This window comes from Brevibacillus jepli, from assembly GCF_047229145.1.
GTDB lineage: Bacteria > Bacillota > Bacilli > Brevibacillales > Brevibacillaceae > Brevibacillus.
This window is the reverse complement of record NZ_JBFEFW010000050.1, coordinates 1-23342: the sequence shown is the minus strand read 5'-3', so window position 1 is coordinate 23342 and position 23342 is coordinate 1. Positions and strand designations below refer to the sequence as shown.

The window sequence follows — 23342 nt, the reverse complement described above, 5'->3', positions numbered from 1 at the left end:
GATATCACAAGTACAGAGAAGATTTTAAAAAACTTGACAAACTATTAGCTGGTTTTCTCCTGTTTCCTCTACGAGCTGTTGAGATTCTACATGCTTTTTTAAGAGAAAGTAGACCCCTTGAATGCCGCTTTCACGATGTAGAACAAAGCTGCTTGGGAAGAAGAACATTTCCAGTCCTAGCGCCTCTGGAGCCCTACTTAGCGGAGAAATGAATGGCGGGGGTTTTCAGCTTCAATCTCTGAGATTACATCTTCGAAACTCTACTTTTGAAGCGCTCCCGACATTTATTTCGGAGCGAACAGTCTAACCCCTTGCGGGGCGTAGGTTGAAGCGTAGACTGGAAATGGGCTTCTTCCCCTCCCCTACAGCTACACATACTACAACAGCAAAAAGCTCCCGCCTCATTGAATCAGGCAGGAGCTTTTCTAATTAAACGACGTCGTAGCCTTGGTCTTCGATTGCTTCTTTCACTGCTTCAAGAGTCAATGTGCTCTCATTGTAGGAAACATCAACCTTTTTATCAGCCAAGTGCACTTTGCCTTCTGCACCCAATTCTTTCAATGTGTTCTCGATGCGCACTACGCATTTGTTGCAAGACATACCTTCTACGTTCAATGTGATATTAGTCATTATCAATCTCTCCTTAACATTTATGGTTGTATAGTAAGGCGGACAAAGCCGCTTGTTACTGTTATTACAGCTTCACTCTTTGCAATCTCAGTGCGTTGAGTACAACGGATACGGAGCTGAAAGCCATTGCGGCTCCGGCCAGCCATGGAGCGAGGAAGCCGATTGCGGCAATCGGGATGCCCAGAGTGTTGTAGGCCAATGCCCAGAACAGATTTTGTTTGATGTTGCGGATGGTGAGTTTGCTCATCTCGATGGCGTCTGCAACACTGGTCAGTTCGCCGCGCATCAGGGTAATATCTGCTGCTTCCATGGCTACATCTGTACCTGTACCGATCGCCATGCCAACGTCAGCTGTAGCGAGTGCTGGCGCATCGTTGATACCATCGCCGACCATCGCGACTTTTTTGCCTTGTGCTTGCAGCTTTTTCACTTCTGCGGCTTTGCCTTCAGGCAGGACTTCTGCGATGACGTGATCGATTCCTGCTTCACGGGCAATGGCCTCGGCAGTTTGACGGTTGTCACCGGTCATCATGATGACGGTCAGTCCCATAGCCTTCATGCGCTCGACAGCTTTCTTGGAGGTCGGTTTAATTGTATCTGCTACGGCAATCAATCCAGCGAGCTTGCCTTCGACGACTGCGAGCATCGCCGTTTTACCGGAGCGCTCCAGTGCCAGCATGGTATCAGACACGGATTGGTACGAAATTTGATGTTTTTCCAGCAAGCGGCGGGTACCGACGAGTACTTCCTTACCAGCGACGGTAGCCCGGATACCGAAACCAGGAATGGCTTCAAACGAATCTGTATTCGTCAAGGTGATTCCTTTATCAGCAATACCGCGAACGATAGCTTGAGCCAATGGGTGCTCGGAATTTTTCTCAGCAGCACCTACCAAAGCGAGCAGCTCTTGCTCTTCGATATCAATTGCCATGACGTCTGTCAGTTCAGGCTCACCTTTGGTTACTGTTCCTGTTTTGTCGAGGACAATCGTATCCAGATGGTGAGCAGTCTCGAGATGCTCCCCGCCTTTGAACAGGATGCCCAGCTCAGCTGCGCGTCCAGAGCCCGCCATGATCGAGGTCGGCGTAGCCAAACCGAGGGCGCATGGGCAAGCGATTACGAGTACGGCAATTGCTTTTTCCAGAGCCTCACCGAAGTTGCCAGGTATTACGAAGAAGTACCAGATCAAGAAAGTAAGAATGGCAATCCCTACTACGATTGGGACAAAAATCCCGGAGATGCTGTCAGCTACGCGTTGAATCGGTGCTTTTGTTCCTTGTGCTTCTTCTACTACTTTAATGATTTGCGCCAGAGCCGTTTCTTTTCCGACTTTGGTTGCCTGGACCTTCAAGAAACCGTTTTTGTTCAAGGTGGCGCCGATGACGGTATCGCCTGCGGCTTTATCCACCGGAATACTTTCACCAGTCAGCATGGATTCATCAACTGCGGACTGTCCTTCCATTACGATGCCATCGACAGGTACTTTGTCGCCCGGTTTCACGTGGACGATGTCGCCCAGTCTCACTTCTTCTACAGGAATGGTCATTTCTTCGCCATTGCGTACAACTACGGCTGTTTTGGCTTGCAAGCCCATCAGTTTGCGGATCGCTTCCGAAGAGCGTCCCTTCGCCTTCATCTCAAACAGTTTCCCCAACACGATCAACGTGATCAGTACCGCACTGGTCTCAAAGTACAGCTCCAGCATATGGCCGCCATGACCACCGATGGAGTCAATCGCGACCCACAGGCTGTAAAAGTAAGCAGCCGAGGTACCGAGAGCGACCAGCACATCCATGTTGGCACTCTTGTTGCGAAGCGCTTTGAAAGCTCCTACATAAAACTGTGCTCCGATGATGAATTGTACCGGTGTTGCCAACGCGAGCTGTACCCACGGATTCATCAAGATTTCAGGCAGCCAGATAAACGATGTGAAGGAAAAGTGGCTTACCATCGACCAGAGCAGCGGGAGCGACAGAATCGCGGATATCCAGAACTTGCGGGTCTGACGTTTGATCTCCTCTTGTCGGCGATCTACTTTTTCCTCTTCTTTTCCTTCTTCCTTGCGAGTCGCCTGATACCCCAGCTTCTCTACCTTTTGAATGATGTCAGTCACACTGACCTGCCCTGAATCGTACTCGACAGTGGCTGTTTCCATCGCCAGGTTCACATTCGCCTTCAGAACTCCATCCATTTTGTTCAAGCCTTTTTCAATTCGCGTGGAGCAAGCCGCACATGTCATTCCAGAGATGTTTAGCTCCACCTTGTCAGTGACGACGCCATAGCCGAGCGATTCAATTTTGGAGCGGATATCGTCGATGTTCGTTTTCGTTGGATCGAACACGACTGTGGATTTTTCCAATGCCAGATTGACGTTGGCGGTCTCCACTCCCTCCATTTTTCCCAAACCTTTTTCGATGCGCAGTGCGCAAGCTGCGCAAGTCATCCCTGAGATTGCAACTGTTGCCTCCGCTGTTTTGGTACTCATTTTAATCCCTCCACATACCCTTGAGGGGTATATTTTATCGTATCGTTTCCCTTACGTTGTTTCCTGTTCACACCCTTACTATACAATACCCCCTCAGGGTATATCAAGTACTTTTTTCAATTTTTTTCTAAATGGGCTTTACGTGTTGAAAACATAGGGAAAAATGATGGGTGGTCCTCTAACTTTAGTGCCGGGACGAAGCACTGCCACATGTTTTCCAGTCGCCTTTTTCCTCCCTTCGCTCGGGCGGTCTCCTTCCAAACATATGGCAGTACTTCTTAACAGCGAAGTGTTCGCCATGCTTTTACACCGTTTTGCAGGTTAACACAAGCGGCATTACGTCCAAGATATCTTTTGGGAATCGTCTTTTCCTCACTTGAACCGACTTTCACGATGTTAACACAGCTGCACAGGAAGAAGTGCATTTCCAGTCCTAGCGCCTCTGGAGCCCGACCCAGCGTAGGAATGAATGGCGGGGGTTTTCAGCCTCAACCTCTGCGAATCCATCTTCGAAACTCTACTTTTGAGGCGCTCCCGACATTTATTCCGGAGCGGACAGTCCAATCCCTCAGCGGGGCGTAGGCCGAAGCGTAGACGGAAATGCGCTTCTTCCTCCCCCACTACAGCAACTCAAAAAACAAAAAATCCCCCAGATTAACTGGGGGCAATTGGTCGATCTTCGATCTCTCTTATTTACCTTGATTCGCTTCTTTCTGATAAGCAGCCGCAATTTTCGCTGCTACTTCCGCATTGTGTTTCACCAGTGCGATGTTCGTTGCCAAGCTCTTGCCTTCTGTCAGCTTTTTCACTTTATCGAGCATGAAAGGCGTTACCTGTTTACCAGCAATGTTGTTTTCTTTTGCTTCTGCGAGAGCTTTCAGGATTACAGCCTCGATTTCCTGGTGGTTGAGTGCATCGGATTCTGGTACTGGATTCGCGATAATCATACCGCCTTTGAGGCCCAGATCCCATTTGGTGTTCATCATCTTACCTACTTCTTCTGGTGTATCGATACGCATGTCTACGCCAAAGCCGCTTTCGCGAGCGAAGAAGGATGGGAACTCATCTGTGCGGTAGCCAACAACTGGTACACCTTGTGTTTCCAAATATTCGAGTGTGCGGCCGATATCGAGGATGGATTTCGCACCTGCACATACTACCGCTACATCTGTTTGCGCCAGTTCAGTCAGGTCAGCGGATACGTCCCAAGTGATTTCGCCTTCACGGTGTACCCCGCCGATACCGCCAGTTGCAAACATGTGGATGCCAGCCATCTCAGCTGCGATCATGGTTGCCGCTACTGTAGTCGCACCGATTTTACCGCTAGCCAAAATGTAAGCGAAGTCGCGACGGCTTACTTTTGCTACATTCTTGTTCGTCGCAAACTCTTCCAGCTCGCTGTCAGTCAAACCGATTTTGATTTTGCCGTCCATGATTCCGATCGTAGCTGGTACGGCACCGTTGTCGCGAATGATTTGTTCTACTTCTTTTGCCATCTCAATGTTTTGCGGATATGGCATACCGTGCGAAATAATCGTCGTCTCCAGGGCAACTACTGGCAGGTTGTTCTCCAGTGCGTGGCGTACTTCCTCAGTAAAGGTCAAATATTGTTTCATGTCTTATCGCTCCTTTTCGAATTGTTCTACGGCCAGTTCCAATTGTTCTGCTTTTAATAGAGGAGATACGGATTGCTCTGTTTGCAATGTCAAGGCTGATGCTGCCAATCCCAAGCGGCACGCTCTCTGGAAAGACTCTCCGTTTACAATGCCATACAAGAGTCCCGACGCGAACGCATCTCCCGCACCTGTTACATCTACTACTTCCGTTGGATACGGAGCCATATGCTCCTCAACATCCTCGGACTGATAATAAATTCCTTCTTCACCCAAGGTCACGATGACGTGCTTAACGCCTCGTTCCCTGATCTTGCGGCAAGCCTCGGCGCATTCTTCGATCGTGGTGATCTTCATGCCAGCCATCAGCTCGGCTTCTTCGCGATTTGGCAAAATCGCTTCTACTCCGTCCAATTGCTGTGGGAGCTTCTTTGCTTTAATTGAAGAGACCGGGTCAACGAAGAGCAGGATGTTTTCCTCCCGACAACGTTCGATGATGTAGGCCAGGCAGTCCGCCGGAATGTTTGTATCGATGAAAACCACGTGGGCTGCTGCAATGTGCGACCATTTCTCCGCGAACATCTCCGGTGTGAGAGCATCGTAAATATCCATATTCGCCAAGGAAACAACCATTTCGCCATCGATATCGAGAAGCGCTGTATACGTTCCCGTCCGCTGCGTAGGCAGTCGCCACACTTGGCTGATATGCACCCCATGCTTTTTCGTCTCCTGCAAAAGCCAATCGCCTTCCTTGTCCTCACCAATGCTAGTAATGAGCGACGTATTGCAGCCAAGACGTCCGAGGTTCTCCGCGATATTTCGTGCCACCCCTCCACACGATTCCATAATCGTTACCGGATTGGATGAGTGTAGGCGCACCTGTTGCTTGCCGCGTGCTTTACGGTCCAGGTTGGCCCCGCCGATACAAGCAATCATTCCTTCATCACGAAGCACATAAGCCCGTCCTTTGATTTCTCCACGTTTGGTCAGCTGCGCGATGTAGCCAGCTACCGCTGAACGTGAGATACCAATCAGATCGGCCAGCTCCTGTTGCGAGATAAAAGGATTTTGCCGGATGTGATGAAGGATCTGCATGTCTTTTTCCACGGTCATCCTCCTTTCTTCTGTTTCGCTTTCACAGCTCGTTTACAAACAAAAGTTTATCATAAAGACATTTGTTTTGCATAGACCTGTTTTCATTATTATTTTTCTCATCTCAAATTGACAAATCTGCATACGACCTGTAGGATTATCTTAAATTAAAGATATCGAAGTTTCGATGAATAGGAGGGTCCATATGTCTGACAAACCACTGCGGAATGATCCCCTCGATCTTTTTGTAGTATTATCGAGGTCATACAACTGGGTTACCGCTCACTCCAATCGTCACATTCGCCAGCATGGCCTGAATCCAACCGAGTTCGGAGTCTTAGAGGTATTATTTCATAAAGGTCCTCAACCATTGCAGCAAATTGGCGAAAAAATATTGATCTCCAGCGGAAACATCACATACGTTGTGGACAAGCTTGAGAAGAAGCAATTGCTCATTCGCAAGCCCTGTTCGGCAGATCGTCGCGTGATTTATGCGGAGCTGACGGAAAAAGGACACCAATTTTTGTCTGAAATCTTCCCTCCTCATCAGCTGGCAATCGAAAAAGCGATGGAGGGACTCACACCAGAAGAACAGCGTCAGGCAATCGAGTTGCTAAAAAAGTTGGGACGCACTGCTCAGGCTACTTATTAGATGAGCAGTCCCCTCTCTCCACCACAATCGTTTTAAAAAAGTGTTGACAAAAGATCTTAAACATAATAATCTTAAAATCAAGATTTACACATTAAAAGTTAGTGACTTACTAAATGGAAGGGGAATAAAATTATCATGAGTAAAGTACTTTTTATTAAAGCAAACGACCGCCCAGTTGAGCAGGCTACAAGTGTAAAGCTGTACGAAGCTTTCACGAAGACATACAGAGAGACACATCCAAACGATGAAATCGCTGAATTGGATCTGTTTGCAGAAAACCTCCCTTACTATGGCAATGACTTGCTCACTGCTATGTGGAAAGCTGGAAACGGCTACGAGCTGACTGCTGATGAGCAAAAAGGAACTGAACTGGTTAACAAATACCTGAACCAATTCGCAGACGCTGACAAAGTTGTTATCGCATTCCCAATGTGGAACTTCTCGGCTCCTGCAGTATTGCACACGTATGTAGATTACCTCTCTCAAGCAGGTAAAACATTCAAGTACACTGCTGAAGGTCCAGTTGGTCTGATGGGTGACAAAAAAGTAGCTCTGTTGAGCGCACGTGGTGGCGTTTATTCCGAAGGCCCAATGGCTGAAATCGAAATGGCTAATAAATACATGCGCACTGTGCTCGGTTTCTGGGGCATCAGCAATGTAACAGAAGTGATCGTAGAAGGTCACAACCAATTCCAAGACAAAGCAGCTGAGCTCGTTGCAGCTGGTGTAGAAAAAGCAGCAAAACTGGCGGAATCCTTCTAAGGCCCGCCAGCCTTTTTGGACAAATATCTCAAAATAAAGATATATTAATTAAAAATAATTAAGGAGAGATGAAAAGTGTTGGATACTGGATTGCTGTTAATTCGTTTGGTCATCGGTTTGACGTTTGCAGGGCATGGTGCTCAGAAGCTGTTTGGTTGGTTTGGCGGTTATGGTTTGAAAGGAACTGGCGGCTGGCTGGAGTCTATCGGAGTTAAACCTGGCGTCGCTATGGCTTTTGTCGCTGGCTTGGCTGAGCTCGTCGGTGGTCTCATGTTTGCGGCAGGTGTAGGTATTTGGGCAAGCTCTATTTTGCTCGCATTCACAATGCTGGTTGCCATTCTGAAGGTACACGGTCAAAATGGATATTGGGTCACGCAAAACGGATTTGAATACAACCTGACCTTAATCGCAGTCGTTATCGGTGTGGCTTTGATTGGTCCAGGAGCATACGTTTTGTTTTAATCGGTGATCCCTCAATACCCGTAAGCCAGCAATCGTACTAGAGGGAGGTAACACCAGATGGAAATCCGCGTCTACACACAGAACGAGCAAGCAAAAGGACATTTTGGCGACGGTGAAATCGTAGAGAGCAAACCAATTGGCTTCCCACATGAAGGCTCCGTTGTAAAACGGGTAGGACCACTTTTTTATTGGGCATGGGCAAAATCACTGAAGACATTTGAAATCCCGTTACACCCCCACTCCGGCTTTGAGATTTTGTCTTACGTCCTCACCGGGACAGTCGGTCATCGGGATACACTCGGGAACCTTCAGGAAGTATCGACAGGCGGCGCGCAGATCATGCAAACCGGCTCTGGTGCGTACCATGCAGAAGAACTCGGCAAGGATACGGAAATGTTTCAAATCTGGTTTGAACCGCATCTCGCGCAAACAACGAAACAGCCACCGACCTACAATCAGTATGATCACGAAGCGTTTCCGTATGAGGATGTAGATGGTGTACGGGTAAAACACATCGTTGGACCGTCTGCGCCCATTCAGCTAGTAACAGATTCCATGATGAGCGATATCACGATTCCGGCAGGAGCATCATATGCACATGAGCTACCCTCTGGCTATTCTCACGCTGTCGTCATTGTCGAAGGGACTGGGAGCGTTGCAGAGAAAGCAGTCGTCAGCGAAAATCTGATGCCAGCAAGCACAGGTGACTTTGTCGTCCTCTCCGCTGAGGAAAACAGCACAGCCATCTACCAAGCAACATCCGATGCCCCCCTCCGTCTGGTGTTGATTCAAGTACCGACTGAAGTGGATTATCCGCTCTATCGTAAATAATTGATTCTTCCAACTGCCCTTATTCAATCATCCCAACCAGGCCGTCACATTTTTGTGACGGTCTTTTTCGTATAAACTCCGCCTCCACATGGGACATTAACGAGGAAATCGTTAACAATTTTTGGGGCCGATCAGAAAGGAAGTTGAACGTGGAAGATATCGTTATGACCAGAGCCATTTTTGGGACGACCATGGCCTTTCATATTATTTTTGCGACTTTAGGCGTTGGCCTCCCACTCATGATCTTGCTTGTGGAGCTTCTTTTTTGGCGGACGCGTGACCGCGATTACGAGATCATGGCCAAACGCTGGACAAAAGCCCAGGCGATCTTGCTTGGTGTTGCCATCCCCTCTGGAACAATTGCTGGTGTCCAGCTTTCCTTGTTATGGCCCGGGTTCATGGAGATCGTCGGCAGGGTAATTTCGCTGCCTTTTCAGATCGAAATATTCGCTTTCTTCGTGGAAGCCTTATTTATGTCCATCTACGTCTACGCCGCGCACCGTCTCTCCCGCAACATGCGTCTATTGAGCTTATTCATGGTACTGCTCGGTGCGACGGCCTCCGCGATCCTGATTACGAATGTCCACGCATTTGAAGGGACTCCTACTGGCTTTCGGATGGTCGATGGGCAGATCGTGGACGTAGACCCATGGAAAGCCTTTTTCAACCCCAGCTTTATTGTGACAGCAGGCCATGTGACGGTCTCTGCTTATATGACAGGAGCATTTATCGTCGCTGGCGTTGCAGCGTGGAAGATGCTACGCGCAGACAAAGGCAGTCGCGTTTATTTGTACCATCAAAAAGCACTCTTGGCCGGATTAATTGTAGGCGGCACCTTCTCCCTTTTAACCGCATTGAACGGACATGAATCCGCGCAGCTTTTGCATAAATACCAGCCGGAAAAGCTAGCCGCTGCCGAAGGGTTGTTTGAAACACAAGCATACGCCCCACTCGCGATTGGCGGCTTTACCGATCGCGAGACAAAAGAAGTCAAATACGCGATCGAAATTCCATGGGCGCTCAGCTTCCTTGCAGCCAATCGCTTTGACGAGGTCGTCGTCGGTCTTGATGATTTTCCAGAGGAGCTGTGGCCCCCGCTCTACGTCCATACCCTTTTTAACGGGATGGTGATTATCGGCAGCTTGCTGATCTTCGTTGGCTTTATCGGTTTCGCTTGGAAAAAGATGCTGAAACGCTCTCAGTTTCCTCGCTGGGTTCTCTGGGTATTTGTCGCGAGTGGACCGCTCGCCTTGTTAGGCATTGAATTCGGCTGGATTTTTGCTTGCACGGGACGACAGCCATGGGTGGTGTATCGTGTGATGAAAACAGCAGACGCCGCTACCCAAGCCGCAGGCATCTCTACGCTCTTCTGGATATTCCTCTCGGTGTACGTGTTTTTTGCGGTCGTCACCCTGCTCGTATTCCGCAGTTATTTTGGCCGCCATCCTTTGGAGCTCGATCCGCAGGAACAGCCAAAAATAGATGGAGGAACGGCATGACCGACACCATTATTGCCATTACGCTGCTCTGGATTTTTGTCGTCATCTATTCCGTCGCTGCCTCCTTCGACTTCGGTGCCGGATTCTGGTCGATGATCTACTTAAATCGTGAAAAAACCAAGGCAACCCAAATCGCCAATCGCTACCTCTCTCCCTCCTGGGAGGTCGTGAACGTCTTTATCGTATTGATCGTCGTAGCGCTCGTAACGTTTTTTCCTGGTGCGACCTACACGCTTGGGAGCCTGCTGCTGGTTCCCGGATGTCTCGTGGTGTTATTGATGCTGATTCGCAGTACGTTTATGGTGTTTTCGCACCTGATTTACAAGTATGACAAGATGCTCAGCATCGTCTCCGGCATCACCGGGATATTGGTTCCGGCTCTGTTAATCAGTGTACTTCCCGTGACCCAGGGCGGGTTCTCGCGGATGATCAATGGTGTGGAGTATCTCGACTGGGGACTGTTTATTACCAGCCCCCACGTCTATTCCTACATCGGCCTTGCCGTCAGCAGCACGCTCTTCCTCTCGTCTCTATTGCTCGCAGACTACTCCTTCGTCGCAGGTGAAAAGCAGGCCTTCGCCGTCTATCGCCGGGATGCCGTGCTTCTGGGTCCGATCACGTTGCTTGCGGCATTGGTCACCGTACTCACCATGCAAATGGAGGCGAAATGGCTGTACGACCGCATTCTCGACTATCTACCCTGGCTCATTGCATCTGCGGTCTGCTTTTTCATCAGCTATATCGCCCTCTTGCTGCCCCAGGACCGTCGATACTTCGGCATCCATCTGCCGCGAATCGCTGTCATTGTCGCCACGACACAATACTTGCTCGCCAGCTATGCGTACGGTGCGGCACGACTGCCTTACATCGTTTATCCCCATGTGACGATTGAGTCCAGCTTTACGCATCCTGATACGTTCCACGCCTTGTTCATTTGTTATTTGGTCGGCTTTGCCATTCTTGTTCCTGGTTTTATCTATTTCTGGCGGCTGTTCATGAAGGACGAGCAGTACGTCCGGCAAAAATGAATCCTTTTGCACGCCAAAAAACCCGCCCAGGCATTCATCAGCCCCGGCGGGTTTGGCTATGTGTTTTCTTTTCTTATACGAGCGCAGGCTTCTTCGCAAGCATCGTGCCTTCCTGTGCATAACGAACGTGCCAGGAGAATGCCTTTTCCAGTACATGCGGAGTGTGTCCACCGCGTGTGAGTGCTTCCTCGTAATACGCTCTCAATTGATCGCGGTACATCGGATGCGCACAGTTCTCGATTATTTTGATGGCTCTTTGACGCGGAGCCAAGCCTCTCAGGTCTGCCAAGCCTTGCTCGGTGACGATAATATCTACATCGTGCTCGGTATGATCCACATGGGAGGCAAAAGGTACGATGCTTGATATGTTGCCGCCCTTCGCGATCGACTTGGTAACGAAGATGCCCAGACGGGCGTTGCGGGCGAAATCACCAGAGCCGCCGATTCCGTTCATCATTCTCGTGCCCGATACGTTGGTCGAATTGACGTTGCCATAGATGTCCGCTTCAATCGCGGTATTGATTGCAATCAGACCAAGGCGGCGAATCAGCTCCGGATGGTTCGTAATTTCTTGCGGACGCAAGAGCAGCTTGTCGCGGTATTGGGCGAAGTTGTCAGTAACATGCTTCATCTTGTCAGCCGTCAGCGTGATCGAACAGCCTGAGGCAAACGAAATTTTGCCCGCATCGAGCAGATCAAACACCGCATCCTGCAATACCTCCGAGAAGACAGTCAGATCCGTGAATTCTGAATCGAGGAACCCGTTGAAAACCGCATTGGCTACCGAGCCGATTCCCGATTGCAATGGCGCGAGATTGTTCGGCAAGCGCCCCTCTTTTACCTCCTGACGCAAAAACTCGATCAGATGCGCCGCAATCTGTGCCGTTTCTTCGTCCGGTTCCACAATCGTCGATGGAGAGTCCAATTGATTCGTCAGGACAATTCCTTTTACTTTATTCGGGTCAACAGGAATCCCTGCTGTGCCCATTCGCTGATCTACGGACGTGAGCGGAATTGGTTCGCGTTCTCCTTGCATGGCTGGTGTATAAATATCATGGATGCCTTCCAGCTCCACCGATTGAGCCATGTTCAGCTCAATGATGACATGCTTGGCATTTTCCACAAAAATATTAGAGTTCCCCACGGATGTTGCCGGAATGATCATGCCCTCTTCTGTAATTGCAACCGCTTCCACAATTGCATAATCGATAGCGTCTATGGCTCCTTGGCGAATGGCTTCCGCTGTATGCGACAAATGCTGGTCGACGAACATCATGCTGCCATCGTTGATTTTTTTGCGCATGACCGGATCAGCCTGAAAAGGCAATCGCTTGTTGATGATCCCCGCTTCCGCCATCACGGCATCCACATCGGAGCCGAGTGACGCTCCTGTATATACGTTTACGCCAAAAGGCTTGTTCTCTTTTTTCGCCAGCTCAGCCAATGCGAGCGGCACGACCTTGGCATCACCAGCACGCGTGAAACCACTTAACCCGATCGTCATGCCATCCTCAATCCATCCTGCTGCTACCTCAGCTGTCACGATTTTATCTGCCAGTCGTTTATCGCGTAAGCGCTCCCACATCATTGTGACCTCCCATGCCATCTTTGTTGCTATTACACTAGCATACAGATTCTGAGCGGGCACTCGATTTCCAACAAAGCAGAATATTTACGCGTTTAGCTAGAAAAAGCGACAGCGAACCATTCTCATATGTCAAACATTTCAAAAGCCAAGCAATTGTCGAAATGAACTGGCGTATGTCTGGCTCACCGGGACTCTCGTCTTCTGCTTGTCCTTCATTTCCAACAAAAACGTGGAATGAAAATGCGGGTGAATGAAGCCAATCGACTCCATATTGACGAAATAAGACCGGTGACAGCGCACGAATCGCTCTTGCGGCAGCATGTACGCAAGCTCAGCCATGTTGTATTTGTTGGCATAAGAGCCACTTGCCGTATGCAGAAGCGTTTTCCCTTCATGGGAGCTGATGTAGACGATCTCGGTCAACGGAATCGGCAGCCAGCCGTCCTCCCCTTTTCCGATCAAAAACGATAGACGCGGCTCCGGATTAGTGAGCGGAACAGTTTGAGGCGGATAGATGGCGGTAATACAGCCCATGATCTGACCATCGCGCACCAACGGAAGCGAGAGTCCGTAGTACGGGACGCCAAAAATACGACTCTCCACCTGATGCCCCACTTTTCCCATTTCCATGAGCGCTTGATGGGTAGCCGAGCCGATAGGTACTACATCCCCTGGCGTAATTTTCAAATCAATATTGGAACTCGGCTGGTAGTACAAGTATTGTGAACCGTCAGAGATCGCGATCGATACCCCTTCTGGCACGACTTCCCCAATCATTTGCAGCACCTCTGGAACCAATCTGTCCTCCATGCTGATTCCTCCTTTCTTCTATTAAAACACACTTCCCTGCCCGCAAATCAATCCTTGTCTTTCCTCTCTATACAAGCGAATCCATCCGATTACTGCCAAGCACTGTGCTATCATGAGATTACAAAACATTCACGATTGTTTGAGTAAAGGCGGTGCAGCATGGATCACACCATTGTCTTGATTGCAAAAGGAACGGACACACTCGAATTTTTGCTAAAAGAGCTGCGGGCTTATTTCGAGCCGTATTGCAAAGTCATCGGTTATGCCAGCCATGAACACATTCCCGACTTGAGCGGAGTCGATCATGTTTTTATCACGACCAAATCTCCGGAGCTGTATACGGTCGCCCGCCAAGCCGTGGCCGATTCCGTACCCATCACAGTATTAAACCGTTTTTTTGAGCTGCGCAAAATGAAAGCATTGATGCAGATACCCCCGGGAACGACCGTCCCTGTCATGAACAATTCGCCTGTGACTGCACAGGAGGTCATTCAAAATTTACTTGAGGCGAACGTCGACCATTTGAATTACGTTCCCTTTCACCCTGGCTGTACTTTTGATGAACTCGAATTTCAGTATGCCATCATTATGAGCATTCCCGACGTACCGCTTCCTCCTCATGTGGAGGTTATCGATCTTGGTTTTCGCAAAATCAACATTCATGACCTGATTGATACGGGGCGTAAGGTAGGTGTGCCGATTGAGTGGGAGCGCGAGTACTTGTCTGCCTTCATTGCAGAAATGTCTGAGCTCGCCAAAATGCTCGGCACCTCCTACGCGGAAGTACAGAAGCTGAACAGCCAGCTACAATCTACGTTTCAGGCAGTCAAAGACCCCGTTATTGCTTGTAACGAGCAAGGTCTGATCACGTTTATGAACGATGTCGCCGTTGAGTTGTTTTGTCCGCATGCCTCCCCTATTGTCGGACAGCCCTATACGGTGTTGAAGGAACACAGCTTGCTGCAGCCCTTTTTTGAAACGGAGGATCAGGAGGATGCCCTCGTCTCTATTGATCATAGACAATTTATCGTCAGCAGTCAGAGCATCCGCCGCAGGCACGAGCATTTAGGCTTTGTTTGTACGCTAAAAGACGTGACCGAAATCCAGCGCTTGCGAACCACGCTCACTTTGCGCGGTCATACAGCGACCTACTCGTTTTCTGATATCAAAGGAAAAAGCCAACCTCTGCTCCAAGCCATCGAGCTCGGCAAAAAAATGGCGAAAAACAACCAAACGATCCTGCTTACAGGCGAAAACGGAACGGGAAAAGAGCTGTTCGCCCATGCTATTCACCAGCACTCTCTGCGCAAGAATGGACCCTTCGTGGCGATCAACTGTGCCTCTTTGCCGGAAAACCTGCTGGAGAGCGAGCTGTTCGGCTACGAAGATGGTGCCTTCACTGGAGCACGAAAGGGTGGGAAGCCCGGTCTGTTTGAGCAAGCGGACGGTGGCACGATTTTTCTCGATGAAGTCGGTGATATCTCTGGGGCCATTCAGGTCAAGCTGCTTCGCGTGCTGCAAGAAAAGCAGGTCATCCGTGTAGGCGGTACGGGCATTCTGTCTGTGGATTGCCGCATCATCGCAGCTACCAACCGCGATTTGGAGGATGCCGTTTCCCAAGGGGTTTTTCGCGAGGATCTGTTCTATCGTTTAGCTGTCCTGCCGATCCAGATTCCGGCGTTGCGTGAGCGAATCAGTGATATCCCACTCCTCATTGAGGAGCATCTGGAGCAACAAGGTATTCGCAAATCATGGTCACCAGAAGTAATGGAGTTATTCAATCGTCATGACTGGCGGGGGAATATCCGTGAACTGAAAAATGTCGTCGACTATGCCATCACGGTAAGCGAGCATCCTGTCATCGGTGTTCAGGATCTCCCCAAGCGCTTGACGGACCGCTTGTTTCAAAAGCAGCAGGCAGCTATTGTCCCGACTATAGACGACGACCGAGACTTGGATATTCTATATTGCTTGCATCATTATTACATTTCCAACAAACCGGTAGGCCGTTATCAGCTGGCGCATTCCCCTGCACTGCAATCCGTTGGCTGGACGGAGAGCGCCCTGCGGAACAAGCTAAAATCGCTGGAACAGCAAGGCTTGGTACGTTCTGGAACGACGCGGCAAGGAACCACTATCACGTTGACAGGTATCGAATTGCTACGAACACACGGGCGGATTTAACTTCCGCCCAATGAATAATAGGATGTATTAGGCTGCATAAAACCTAATAAACATTCCTAAAGCTTATGCTACCCTTTTTCCTTTCTGAAGAAAAACCACTCATACCGCTTGTTTTCACGAAATTTCGACACTTGGCACGCCCCTTGCTTGTAATAAGCAAAAAAAAGCGAGGTGACCTCATGTCTACACATCAATCGAAGCCTGCAAAGAAACGTTTTTCTGTGCCGCATACGTACGCCATCCTCTTTATTATCATCATTTTGGCAGCCCTAGCTTCCTACGTACTCCCGACGGGTGAGTTCGAACGGGTCAAGGACGAAGCCTCTGGTAAAACAGTCGTGGTTAACGGGAGCTACCATCCTGTAGAGAGTGACCCGGTCTCATTCTTTGACATGTTCAAAGCGATTCCAGAAGGGATGCAGAAAGGCTCACAAATCATTTTCTACATCTTTATTGTAAGCGGTGTATTCGGAATCATCCGCCAGACCGGAGCGATTGAGGCCGGGATCAATAAAGGTGTCCGACATCTGGAAGGTCGGGAAAAGCTACTCATTCCCGCTTCCATGTTCCTCTTCTCCATCGGTGGCTTCACCATGGGAATGGCGGAAGAAAGCATTATTTTCGTTCCGATCGGTATCGCGCTGGCTCGTGCGATGGGGTTCGATGCCGTAACGGGTACCGCGATGATTACCATGGGAGCAGCAGCGGGCTTCATGGGCGGGATGATCAATCCATTTACAGTTGGGGTCGCGCAGTCGCTCGCACAATTGCCGCTCTTCTCTGGACTCACCTTCCGTGCTGTCGTATATGTCTTCGTACTCGCCTTTGCCATCTGGTACGTCATGCGCTATGCGTATCGTGTCAAAGCAGACCCGACCAAGAGTGTGCTTTATGGCGTTGAGAACCAAGCAAGCCCTGAGCAAGCAACAGTAGACATTCCTGATTTGAATGCGCGTCACAAGCTCGTGTTCCTTGTGATGGTCTGTGGTCTCGCTTTTAACGTATACGGTGTATTCAAGTACGAATGGTTCCTGACGGAGCTCACCGCTTCCTTCCTGATCATGGGTCTGGTCGCTGGTCTCCTCGGTGGTTTGTCGGTCAATACGCTGTTTGACTCCTTTGTCGCTGGTGCGAAAGCCGTTACGTTTGGCGCGCTGATCGTCGGTTTTGCCCGCGCCATTACGGTCGTCCTGGAAGACGGAAAAATCATTGATACGATGATTAACGGTTTGACCTCGGCGATTGGTCATTTGCCAGATGCCGTAAACGTCATCGCCATGTTTGTGATTCAAGCGTTTCTTAATCTCTTCATTTCTTCTGGAAGTGGACAGGCAGCGACTACCATGCCAATCATGGTGCCGATTGCGGACTTGCTCGGCATCCAACGTCAGGTAGCAGTACTCGCCTTCCAATACGGTGATGCGGTAACCAACTCCATTATCCCGACTTCTTCTGCGTTGATGGGCTATCTGGCTGTTGCAGGCATTCCGTATGAGAAATGGGTCAAATTCATTTGGAAGCTCTTGCTCGGCTGGGCCGTGATTGCCTCAGTCGCTCTCATTGTCGCTGTGACAATCGGCGTTTCTTAAAGTAGCCTTCGCTTCACTTATCGACTACCCACGAACAAACCGATGGAGGAACCATGCGCACAACTATCGAACAATTGCAGCCCGCCATTTTTTCTCTATACGATCATCTTCATCAACATCCAGAGATAAGCTGGGAGGAAGTCCAGACTACCTCTTTCATCGCAGACTTCTTGAACAAACACAATTGCCGCGTCACTACCTTTGACGACGTGACGGGAGTCGTCGGCGAATGGGGCGATCTGACCCCAGGAAAATTCACTGTAGGCGTACGAGCAGACATGGATGCACTCTGGCAAGAAGTGAACGGCGTCTTTACCGCGAACCATTCCTGCGGACACGATGCGCACATGACCATGGCGTTAGGCGTCCTCATGGTTTTGCAAGCGATGGACGTTCAGCTCCCTGGGCGTCTGAAGCTCATTTTCCAACCAGCGGAAGAAAGCGGAAATGGCGCGCTTGCCATGGTAAACAAGAAGGTTGTGGACGACATTGATTTCCTGTACGGCGTTCATTTGCGTCCCATTCAGGAAATCCCTCGCGGCACGGCTGCTTCCGCTATTATGCACGGCGCGGCGGGGACCATTTTTGGACAGATCAAAGGTGCAGATGCTCACGGCGCACGACCTCATCTCGGGGTCAATGCCATTGAGGTAGCCGCTGCGATTGTCGAGCAGTTAAAAGGCATTCACCTTGATCCACTCGTTCCGTATTCCGTCAAAATGACGCAGCTTGCAGCCGGCAGCAAAAGCAGCAATATCATTCCGGGCTCAGCGCATTTCCACTTGGATCTGCGGGCACAGACGAATGAAGTCATTCACGCCCTATTTGCCCGTGTCGAGCACATTTTGCAGCACGTTTCCCGTCTGTATGAGGTTGAGCTGACTTACGAGATCACCGAACGCGTCTATGCCGCGGAAGTGAACGAAGAAGCGAGACTGATCATGGCGGATGCCATTACCCAAACATTGGGAGCAGATAAGCTCGAACCACCGATCCAGACACCTGGCGCGGAAGACTTCCACTACTACACCAAGGAACGTCCACAGCTTCGTGCGACCATGCTTGGATTAGGCTGTGGCCTTACACCAGGACTTCATCACCCGCAGATGACTTTTGAAAAAGAAGCACTGCTAGACGGAATCGAGATTTTGGCAAGAACGGTACTGAAAACGTTTGAATGCCCATCCAAACGAACGGTTGAGGAGAGATGACATGAAAATCGAACGCGTGGACCTGCAACGAATCAAAATCCCGTTGAATTCCCCTTTTGAGACGAGCATGGGAGTCGAGACCCACAAGGAATGCATTCTGGTACGTGCATACAGCGGTTCCCATGTCGGCTTCGGCGAAAGCGTCGCGATGGACGTCCCTGTCTACAATGAAGAAGACGTCGATACAGTCTGGTACATGCTTGAAAAGTATTTGATCCCACAGCTGTTTGCACGTGAGATCGAGCATCCTGATGACGTATCCCGTCTCTTCTCCTGGATGCGCCGCAACCATATGGCCAAAGCCGCTTTGGAAGGTGCCGTCTGGGATCTGTACGCCAAAATGAACGGCCTCTCCCTCTCCCAAGCATTGGGCGGAACTCGTACGACGATTGATGTCGGTGTGAGTATCGGAATCGAGCCGACTATCGAAAAACTGCTGCAACGCGTAGACGGCTTCATCCGTGATGGCTACAAAAAAATTAAAGTAAAGATCAAACCCGGCTTTGATGTCGAGCCAATGCGTGCAATTCGCAACACGTTTGGGCCAGACGTCCCTCTGATGGCGGATGCAAACTCTGCGTATACACTGGCGGACATGGAGATGCTGAAGGCTTTGGATGGCTTCGGTCTGATCATGATTGAACAGCCTTTGGCCCATGACGACATCATCGACCATGCGACCTTGCAAAGGGAACTGCAAACACCGATCTGCCTCGATGAGAGTATTCATACCGTGGAAGATGCCCGCAAAGCACTTGAGCTGGGCAGCTGCCGGATCATCAACATCAAAATCGGTCGCGTAGGCGGTCTGACAGACGCCAAGAAAATCCATGACCTATGTGCGTCACGCGGCGTGCCTGTATGGTGCGGAGGAATGCTGGAGGCGGGGATTGGCCGTGCTCACAATATCGCGATGGCATCGCTTGGCAACTTTACGATTGCTGGCGATACGTCTCCTTCCCATCGCTATTTTGCTGAAGATATCGTGACACCCGTCATCGATTTTGCAGCTCCTGGTATGCTGGCTGTACCAACCGCTCCGGGAATTGGCTTCGAAATCAATGAGTCTGCCATTCGCAATGCCTTGATCGAGCATAAAAGCTACCATGCCAATCGCGAGTCTACTACGACGGTCATTCCGACCTGGTAGACGAATCAATCGAAGTGAAAAAGAACAGAGAGTGCCTATTGGCCTCCCTGTTCTTTTTATTTAGGTGATTGTATTAATCCGTAATCGTCAAAAGCTTGCACAAATTACGCTCGGCAAGAGCCCTCTTCTCTGGCGGAAACCGCTTTAGTAGATCCAGTGCAGCATACGGAAGCTTCAATGCATGAGGATCGCTGTATAGTCTTTCCCAGTATAGCGGTGAAAAAATTTCCTCGAACGCCGGCTCCTTCACCTCATCCTCCAAAGTAAACTCAGGAACATGGCGATTCAAATAGATTTGAAGACGATGGTTCTCGATACCAGGCTTCACAATATCCTCATAACCGAATCGCTCCAGATCTGTTAACGCATGAGCATGTGTGATGTTATGGACGACCTCGCTCGCCAAATGATAGCGTACCCCGTTAATATCACGCGGCGGTATAACCAAATGCAACTCGTCAAACGCCCGCTCTGCCATCTCTGCGGTTGTATCGTAAGGCGCAACCTCGTCCTTGACATCGTCAATCGTCATACCATGGTAATCATCGATGCCCCAATATCGGTCTTTCCTGTCTTCTGTCGTCGCTTGGAGAATCTTGACCAATCCATTCACCACAGTTGGAGTGATCATATCAGGGCGTTCGCGCAGTGCTTTTAATGCCAACACACCTAGTGCTAGCCCATGGCCTGAGGTCCGAAGCTGCTTCACATTTTGCTGGAGGCCATTGATGACGTGCTGTAACAAGGAGGGGTCAGCTTGCTCGTCTTGATCTAGTGGAACAAACCATTCAGGCTTCTGCTTGCGGAAGGACTCGCATGTCCGCTCAATGCCGTCTTTTACATGTTCAGGGAGATCGTGCTCACGATTCATGAAGTACCCTGCCAATAAGGCTGCCCCATAATGACCGTCGAACCATCCCGCTACAGCTGCACGTGCCATTCCCGTAATGCCAAGCTCCAAGTAAGAATCAAGTAAACGCATATAACTTCCTCCTTTTTCCATTTATGTACCCATAATATAACATACATTTTTGTTTGTAAAGTATGATATTTTTGATTTTTTGCTCATAGTAAAAGGCCCCGAATATCCGGAGCCCCCTTTATCTACTAGCTATCATTTCCCTTAATCCAGCTTAAAATCTACTTCATCTGTATCCGGTCGATAATCGACAATCAACCCTTTTCCATTCATATACCACAGCTCATCTTTTTCCATATAGAATGTAATGCCATCCTCTACTGTCGAAATGCCGATTTCATTTGGCAACTCCTTGGCAATCCCCATCGAGAATGAATCCTGAACCGTACTAACGCCTCCATACCGGACAAAAAAACGAATGCTGTCTCCTTCTTTGCATCCCCATTCTTCCCGAAACCATGCTACCGCGGCTTTTGTGATCGTAATGTTCATTAGTACGCCACTCCTCTCTTCTCTTCTAGTTTACCTCAATTTAGAGATATTTGAAACATAAAAGTATGTTAAATGGAATTGCTCTCCCATTTGAAAAAGAACCGATTCCCTGCGCTGGGAAAACGATTCTTTTCATCTGTATTAAGGCTTTATTGGAAGTGTAACCAAAAAACTCGTTCCGATACCTACCTCACTGCTGACCTGAATTTTTCCGTGGTGCGCGTCCACGATCCATTTGGCAATGGAAAGCCCCAAGCCAGTTCCTTCTGTCGCTCGGGAGCGCATTTTATCCACCCGAAAGAAGCGGTCGAACATATACGGAATGTCTTCTTTGGAAATCCCGATTCCACTGTCTTTTACGAGAATCGAGACGCGGCCGCCTTCCTTTTTGCAAGCGACATAAATCCGGCCATCCTTGTTGGTATACTTCAATGCATTGTCCAGCAAGATAACCAAGAGCTGGTGGAGACGTTCTTGGTCCCCTACCATCTCTATCGGTTGCTCGATGTTTGTCTCCAACCGAATTTCCCTTGCGATAGCAAGCTGTGCAAAAACCTGGGTGCATTTCATCGCAACTTCGTCTAGGCGAAGCGTTTGACTCATGATCTGTAGCTCGTTAGAATCACTGCGAGCCAGTGTGAGCAAATCAGCGACAAGCTTGCTCAAACGCTTGGCCTCCTGCATCCCAATCATGATTTTTTCACTTTCCTGTTCAATGGTGTGATCCGGGTGGCGAAATAGCCTCTCCAGATTGACCATGATCGCGGTTAGCGGCGTCCGCAGCTCATGAGACGCATCGGCGATAAACTGCTGCTGCTTTTCCCACGAGACCTGGATCGGAATTAATGCCTTTCTCGCCAAAAACCATCCTGCTACGATCGCAATGACAATACTGATAATGTCGCCGATTACCACAACGTACAGCAAGCTGTCCAGCATATTTTGCTCAGGGGCCAAATTGTAAATCAATTGAAACTGGGACGCCGTCTGTATCCGATTGCCTACAATGACCTTTTTCGGTACCGTCACCGTCTGCACGCGATATACTTGTCCATTCACTGTTTTTGTCTCGATCCCGTCTGCCTTTCCGTTATGCTGGAATTCGGCATATTCCTCTGGCTCCAGCCGGTCTCCAAATGCTGTACCGATGACACGGCCAAAGCTATCCCAGACGAGCAAAACATATCGTCGATCCAGTTCGTTAAACTTTTTTCTCTCCTGACGATTGTACGGAAAAGGATCGTCCTCAATTCGATGGAGACGGGGCAAAGAATCTACCGCTAGCCTTTGACTGACTTTGGACATTTCTCTGTCCACCTGAGAATAAAGACGGTACTTCATCGTGTAGTAGACTGCACTCCCCAGCCCATTCAACAAGAGGAGCACTACGACTACGTTCAAGGTCACGAGCCGAATCCTCGTTTTTTGAAACATTATTTATCTTCCTTTTTCAAAATATAGCCCACATTGCGGATCGTTCGGATGAAGCCTTCATAAGCGCCCAGCTTCTTGCGCAGGTAATGGACATACAAATCGACTACTCCGTAATTGGCTTCCGAATCAATTCCCCATACGCGATCAAAGATTTGTTGTCGGATCAATATTTGCTCCCGATTTTGCAGGAAGTACTTAAGTAATTCATACTCCTTCGTTGTCAGTTTCATCGGCTCATCATCAACAAATCCGTCATACTCATTTATCTTCAACGATATTGGACCATACGCCAGCTCGCCTTCCATGCTGGTTTTCCCTTGGCGACGCAAAAGGGCTCTCACTCTCGCCGTCAGTTCTTCGGCAGCAAAAGGCTTGACCAAATAATCGTCTGCTCCAGCATCCAATCCCTCGACTCTCGACTCTACACTATCTTTTGCCGTTAAAAACAAAACTGGCGTCATCATGCCTTTCGCACGCAATGTTCTCACCAGTGAAAGACCATCCATTCCTGGCATCATGATGTCCAGGACCAACAAATCGTAGATGCCGCGTTCCGCTAATAGCAAGCCGTCATCTCCGCGCTCTGCCGTATCTACCTGATATCCTTCATCAGTCAGGACGCCGGCAATTGTCTGAAGCAGAGCTTTTTCATCTTCCACTGCAAGAATAAGCATATTGATCCCTCTTTCATTTGAAAAAGCTGTATGTCATTCAGCATAGCATAATCGACTGGAATCACAATAATGGCCATGCTCGCCAATCGTGGCTGTGCACACGCTCCTTTTATTAGAACACGGATTTTTTTGAATCAGATTTGTAAATGTCTACATGCATACAAAAAAAGCTGCATTCTCCATTACTTTTGCAAGTAATCGGGAATACAGCTTTTCGTCTTATTCCTTCAAAACTGA

21 protein-coding genes are annotated in these 23342 nt (G+C 49.3%); 11 read left to right on the top strand and 10 right to left on the bottom strand.

Annotated features, from left to right (window positions below; all coding sequences use genetic code 11):
• A partial coding sequence (locus AB1L17_RS30125; RefSeq protein WP_412848578.1) for a hypothetical protein occupies positions 1-212 on the top strand: 212 nt, incomplete at its 5' end.
• Positions 213-429: 217 nt separating this feature from the next.
• Here AB1L17_RS30125 and AB1L17_RS30120 read toward each other — a convergent pair.
• The 4 genes from AB1L17_RS30120 to AB1L17_RS30105 form a co-directional block, all read right to left on the bottom strand.
• On the bottom strand, positions 430-630 hold the full coding sequence (locus AB1L17_RS30120; protein WP_412848579.1) for a cation transporter: 201 nt from the start codon (positions 628-630) through the stop codon (positions 430-432).
• A gap of 64 nt (positions 631-694) precedes the next feature.
• Positions 695-3115: a heavy metal translocating P-type ATPase gene (locus tag AB1L17_RS30115; protein ID WP_412848580.1), complete on the bottom strand. Its 2421-nt coding sequence runs from the start codon at positions 3113-3115 to the stop codon at positions 695-697.
• Positions 3116-3804: 689 nt separating this feature from the next.
• Positions 3805-4731: a pseudouridine-5'-phosphate glycosidase gene (locus tag AB1L17_RS30110; RefSeq protein ID WP_412848581.1), complete on the bottom strand. Its 927-nt coding sequence runs from the start codon at positions 4729-4731 to the stop codon at positions 3805-3807.
• Between the two features lie 3 nt (positions 4732-4734).
• On the bottom strand, positions 4735-5835 hold the full coding sequence (locus AB1L17_RS30105) for a carbohydrate kinase (RefSeq protein WP_412848582.1): 1101 nt from the start codon (positions 5833-5835) through the stop codon (positions 4735-4737).
• A gap of 190 nt (positions 5836-6025) precedes the next feature.
• On the opposite strand from AB1L17_RS30105, the gene AB1L17_RS30100 reads away from it, so the two are divergent.
• From AB1L17_RS30100 to AB1L17_RS30075, 6 genes are all read left to right on the top strand, one after another.
• Positions 6026-6472, top strand: a complete 447-nt coding sequence (locus tag AB1L17_RS30100) for a MarR family winged helix-turn-helix transcriptional regulator (RefSeq protein WP_412848583.1) — start codon at positions 6026-6028, stop codon at positions 6470-6472.
• Between the two features lie 135 nt (positions 6473-6607).
• The gene (locus AB1L17_RS30095) at positions 6608-7234 is read left to right on the top strand and encodes an FMN-dependent NADH-azoreductase (RefSeq protein ID WP_412848584.1); all 627 of its coding nucleotides are present in this window, start codon (positions 6608-6610) and stop codon (positions 7232-7234) included.
• A gap of 75 nt (positions 7235-7309) precedes the next feature.
• Positions 7310-7696 (top strand): DoxX family protein, encoded by a 387-nt coding sequence (locus tag AB1L17_RS30090; RefSeq protein WP_106841768.1) that lies wholly within the window; start codon positions 7310-7312, stop codon positions 7694-7696.
• 57 nt (positions 7697-7753) lie between these two features.
• Positions 7754-8527 (top strand): pirin family protein, encoded by a 774-nt coding sequence (locus AB1L17_RS30085; RefSeq protein WP_412848585.1) that lies wholly within the window; start codon positions 7754-7756, stop codon positions 8525-8527.
• Positions 8528-8691: 164 nt separating this feature from the next.
• Positions 8692-10026 (top strand): cytochrome ubiquinol oxidase subunit I, encoded by a 1335-nt coding sequence (locus AB1L17_RS30080; protein WP_412848596.1) that lies wholly within the window; start codon positions 8692-8694, stop codon positions 10024-10026.
• Positions 10023-11054 carry a cytochrome d ubiquinol oxidase subunit II gene (locus tag AB1L17_RS30075; RefSeq protein ID WP_412848586.1) on the top strand — a complete coding sequence of 344 codons (1032 nt, stop codon included), beginning with the start codon at positions 10023-10025 and terminating at the stop codon, positions 11052-11054. Before AB1L17_RS30080 ends, AB1L17_RS30075 begins: the two co-directional genes overlap by 4 nt.
• A gap of 73 nt (positions 11055-11127) precedes the next feature.
• Here AB1L17_RS30075 and scpC read toward each other — a convergent pair whose 3' ends face one another.
• On the bottom strand, positions 11128-12639 hold the full coding sequence (scpC, locus tag AB1L17_RS30070) for a succinyl-CoA:acetate CoA-transferase ScpC (RefSeq protein ID WP_412848597.1): 1512 nt from the start codon (positions 12637-12639) through the stop codon (positions 11128-11130).
• A 141-nt stretch (positions 12640-12780) separates the two neighbouring features.
• On the bottom strand, positions 12781-13452 hold the full coding sequence (locus tag AB1L17_RS30065) for a LytTR family DNA-binding domain-containing protein (protein ID WP_412848587.1): 672 nt from the start codon (positions 13450-13452) through the stop codon (positions 12781-12783).
• A gap of 159 nt (positions 13453-13611) precedes the next feature.
• Between AB1L17_RS30065 and AB1L17_RS30060 the strand changes: the two genes are divergently transcribed.
• The 4 genes from AB1L17_RS30060 to menC all read left to right on the top strand — a co-directional run bounded on the left by AB1L17_RS30060 (position 13612) and on the right by menC (position 19586).
• A complete protein-coding gene (locus tag AB1L17_RS30060; RefSeq protein WP_412848588.1) occupies positions 13612-15636 on the top strand; it encodes a sigma-54 interaction domain-containing protein in 2025 nt (674 codons plus the stop codon).
• A gap of 179 nt (positions 15637-15815) precedes the next feature.
• A complete protein-coding gene (locus AB1L17_RS30055; RefSeq protein WP_412848589.1) occupies positions 15816-17225 on the top strand; it encodes a YfcC family protein in 1410 nt (469 codons plus the stop codon).
• Between the two features lie 53 nt (positions 17226-17278).
• Entirely contained in the window at positions 17279-18436 is a 1158-nt protein-coding gene (locus tag AB1L17_RS30050; protein ID WP_412848590.1) for a M20 peptidase aminoacylase family protein, read from the top strand.
• A gap of 1 nt (position 18437) precedes the next feature.
• Positions 18438-19586, top strand: coding sequence for an o-succinylbenzoate synthase (menC, locus tag AB1L17_RS30045; protein WP_412848591.1), 1149 nt, complete (start codon positions 18438-18440; stop codon positions 19584-19586).
• A 73-nt stretch (positions 19587-19659) separates the two neighbouring features.
• Here the strand turns inward: menC and AB1L17_RS30040 are convergent, their stop codons facing one another.
• The 4 genes from AB1L17_RS30040 to AB1L17_RS30025 form a co-directional block, all read right to left on the bottom strand.
• Complete coding sequence (locus AB1L17_RS30040) at positions 19660-20568, bottom strand: hypothetical protein (RefSeq protein ID WP_412848592.1); 909 nt, start codon at positions 20566-20568, stop codon at positions 19660-19662.
• 141 nt (positions 20569-20709) lie between these two features.
• Positions 20710-20997 carry a HesB/YadR/YfhF family protein gene (locus tag AB1L17_RS30035; protein WP_412848593.1) on the bottom strand — a complete coding sequence of 96 codons (288 nt, stop codon included), beginning with the start codon at positions 20995-20997 and terminating at the stop codon, positions 20710-20712.
• Positions 20998-21138: 141 nt separating this feature from the next.
• Complete coding sequence (locus AB1L17_RS30030; RefSeq protein WP_412848594.1) at positions 21139-22431, bottom strand: sensor histidine kinase; 1293 nt, start codon at positions 22429-22431, stop codon at positions 21139-21141.
• Positions 22431-23105 (bottom strand): response regulator transcription factor, encoded by a 675-nt coding sequence (locus AB1L17_RS30025; protein WP_412848595.1) that lies wholly within the window; start codon positions 23103-23105, stop codon positions 22431-22433. Before AB1L17_RS30025 ends, AB1L17_RS30030 begins: the two co-directional genes overlap by 1 nt.
• Between the last annotated feature and the right edge of the window lie 237 nt (positions 23106-23342).

Coding starts and splice junctions, on each gene's coding strand:
- AB1L17_RS30120 (WP_412848579.1), bottom strand. CDS start 630: ATGACTAATATCACATTGAACGTAGAAGGTATGTCTTGCAACAAATGC.
- AB1L17_RS30115 (WP_412848580.1), bottom strand. CDS start 3,115: ATGAGTACCAAAACAGCGGAGGCAACAGTTGCAATCTCAGGGATGACT.
- AB1L17_RS30110 (WP_412848581.1), bottom strand. CDS start 4,731: ATGAAACAATATTTGACCTTTACTGAGGAAGTACGCCACGCACTGGAG.
- AB1L17_RS30100 (WP_412848583.1), top strand. CDS start 6,026: ATGTCTGACAAACCACTGCGGAATGATCCCCTCGATCTTTTTGTAGTA.
- AB1L17_RS30095 (WP_412848584.1), top strand. CDS start 6,608: ATGAGTAAAGTACTTTTTATTAAAGCAAACGACCGCCCAGTTGAGCAG.
- AB1L17_RS30085 (WP_412848585.1), top strand. CDS start 7,754: ATGGAAATCCGCGTCTACACACAGAACGAGCAAGCAAAAGGACATTTT.
- AB1L17_RS30080 (WP_412848596.1), top strand. CDS start 8,692: ATGACCAGAGCCATTTTTGGGACGACCATGGCCTTTCATATTATTTTT.
- AB1L17_RS30075 (WP_412848586.1), top strand. CDS start 10,023: ATGACCGACACCATTATTGCCATTACGCTGCTCTGGATTTTTGTCGTC.
- scpC (WP_412848597.1), bottom strand. CDS start 12,639: ATGTGGGAGCGCTTACGCGATAAACGACTGGCAGATAAAATCGTGACA.
- AB1L17_RS30065 (WP_412848587.1), bottom strand. CDS start 13,452: ATGGAGGACAGATTGGTTCCAGAGGTGCTGCAAATGATTGGGGAAGTC.
- AB1L17_RS30060 (WP_412848588.1), top strand. CDS start 13,612: ATGGATCACACCATTGTCTTGATTGCAAAAGGAACGGACACACTCGAA.
- AB1L17_RS30055 (WP_412848589.1), top strand. CDS start 15,816: ATGTCTACACATCAATCGAAGCCTGCAAAGAAACGTTTTTCTGTGCCG.
- AB1L17_RS30050 (WP_412848590.1), top strand. CDS start 17,279: ATGCGCACAACTATCGAACAATTGCAGCCCGCCATTTTTTCTCTATAC.
- menC (WP_412848591.1), top strand. CDS start 18,438: ATGAAAATCGAACGCGTGGACCTGCAACGAATCAAAATCCCGTTGAAT.
- AB1L17_RS30040 (WP_412848592.1), bottom strand. CDS start 20,568: ATGCGTTTACTTGATTCTTACTTGGAGCTTGGCATTACGGGAATGGCA.
- AB1L17_RS30035 (WP_412848593.1), bottom strand. CDS start 20,997: ATGAACATTACGATCACAAAAGCCGCGGTAGCATGGTTTCGGGAAGAA.
- AB1L17_RS30030 (WP_412848594.1), bottom strand. CDS start 22,431: ATGTTTCAAAAAACGAGGATTCGGCTCGTGACCTTGAACGTAGTCGTA.
- AB1L17_RS30025 (WP_412848595.1), bottom strand. CDS start 23,105: ATGCTTATTCTTGCAGTGGAAGATGAAAAAGCTCTGCTTCAGACAATT.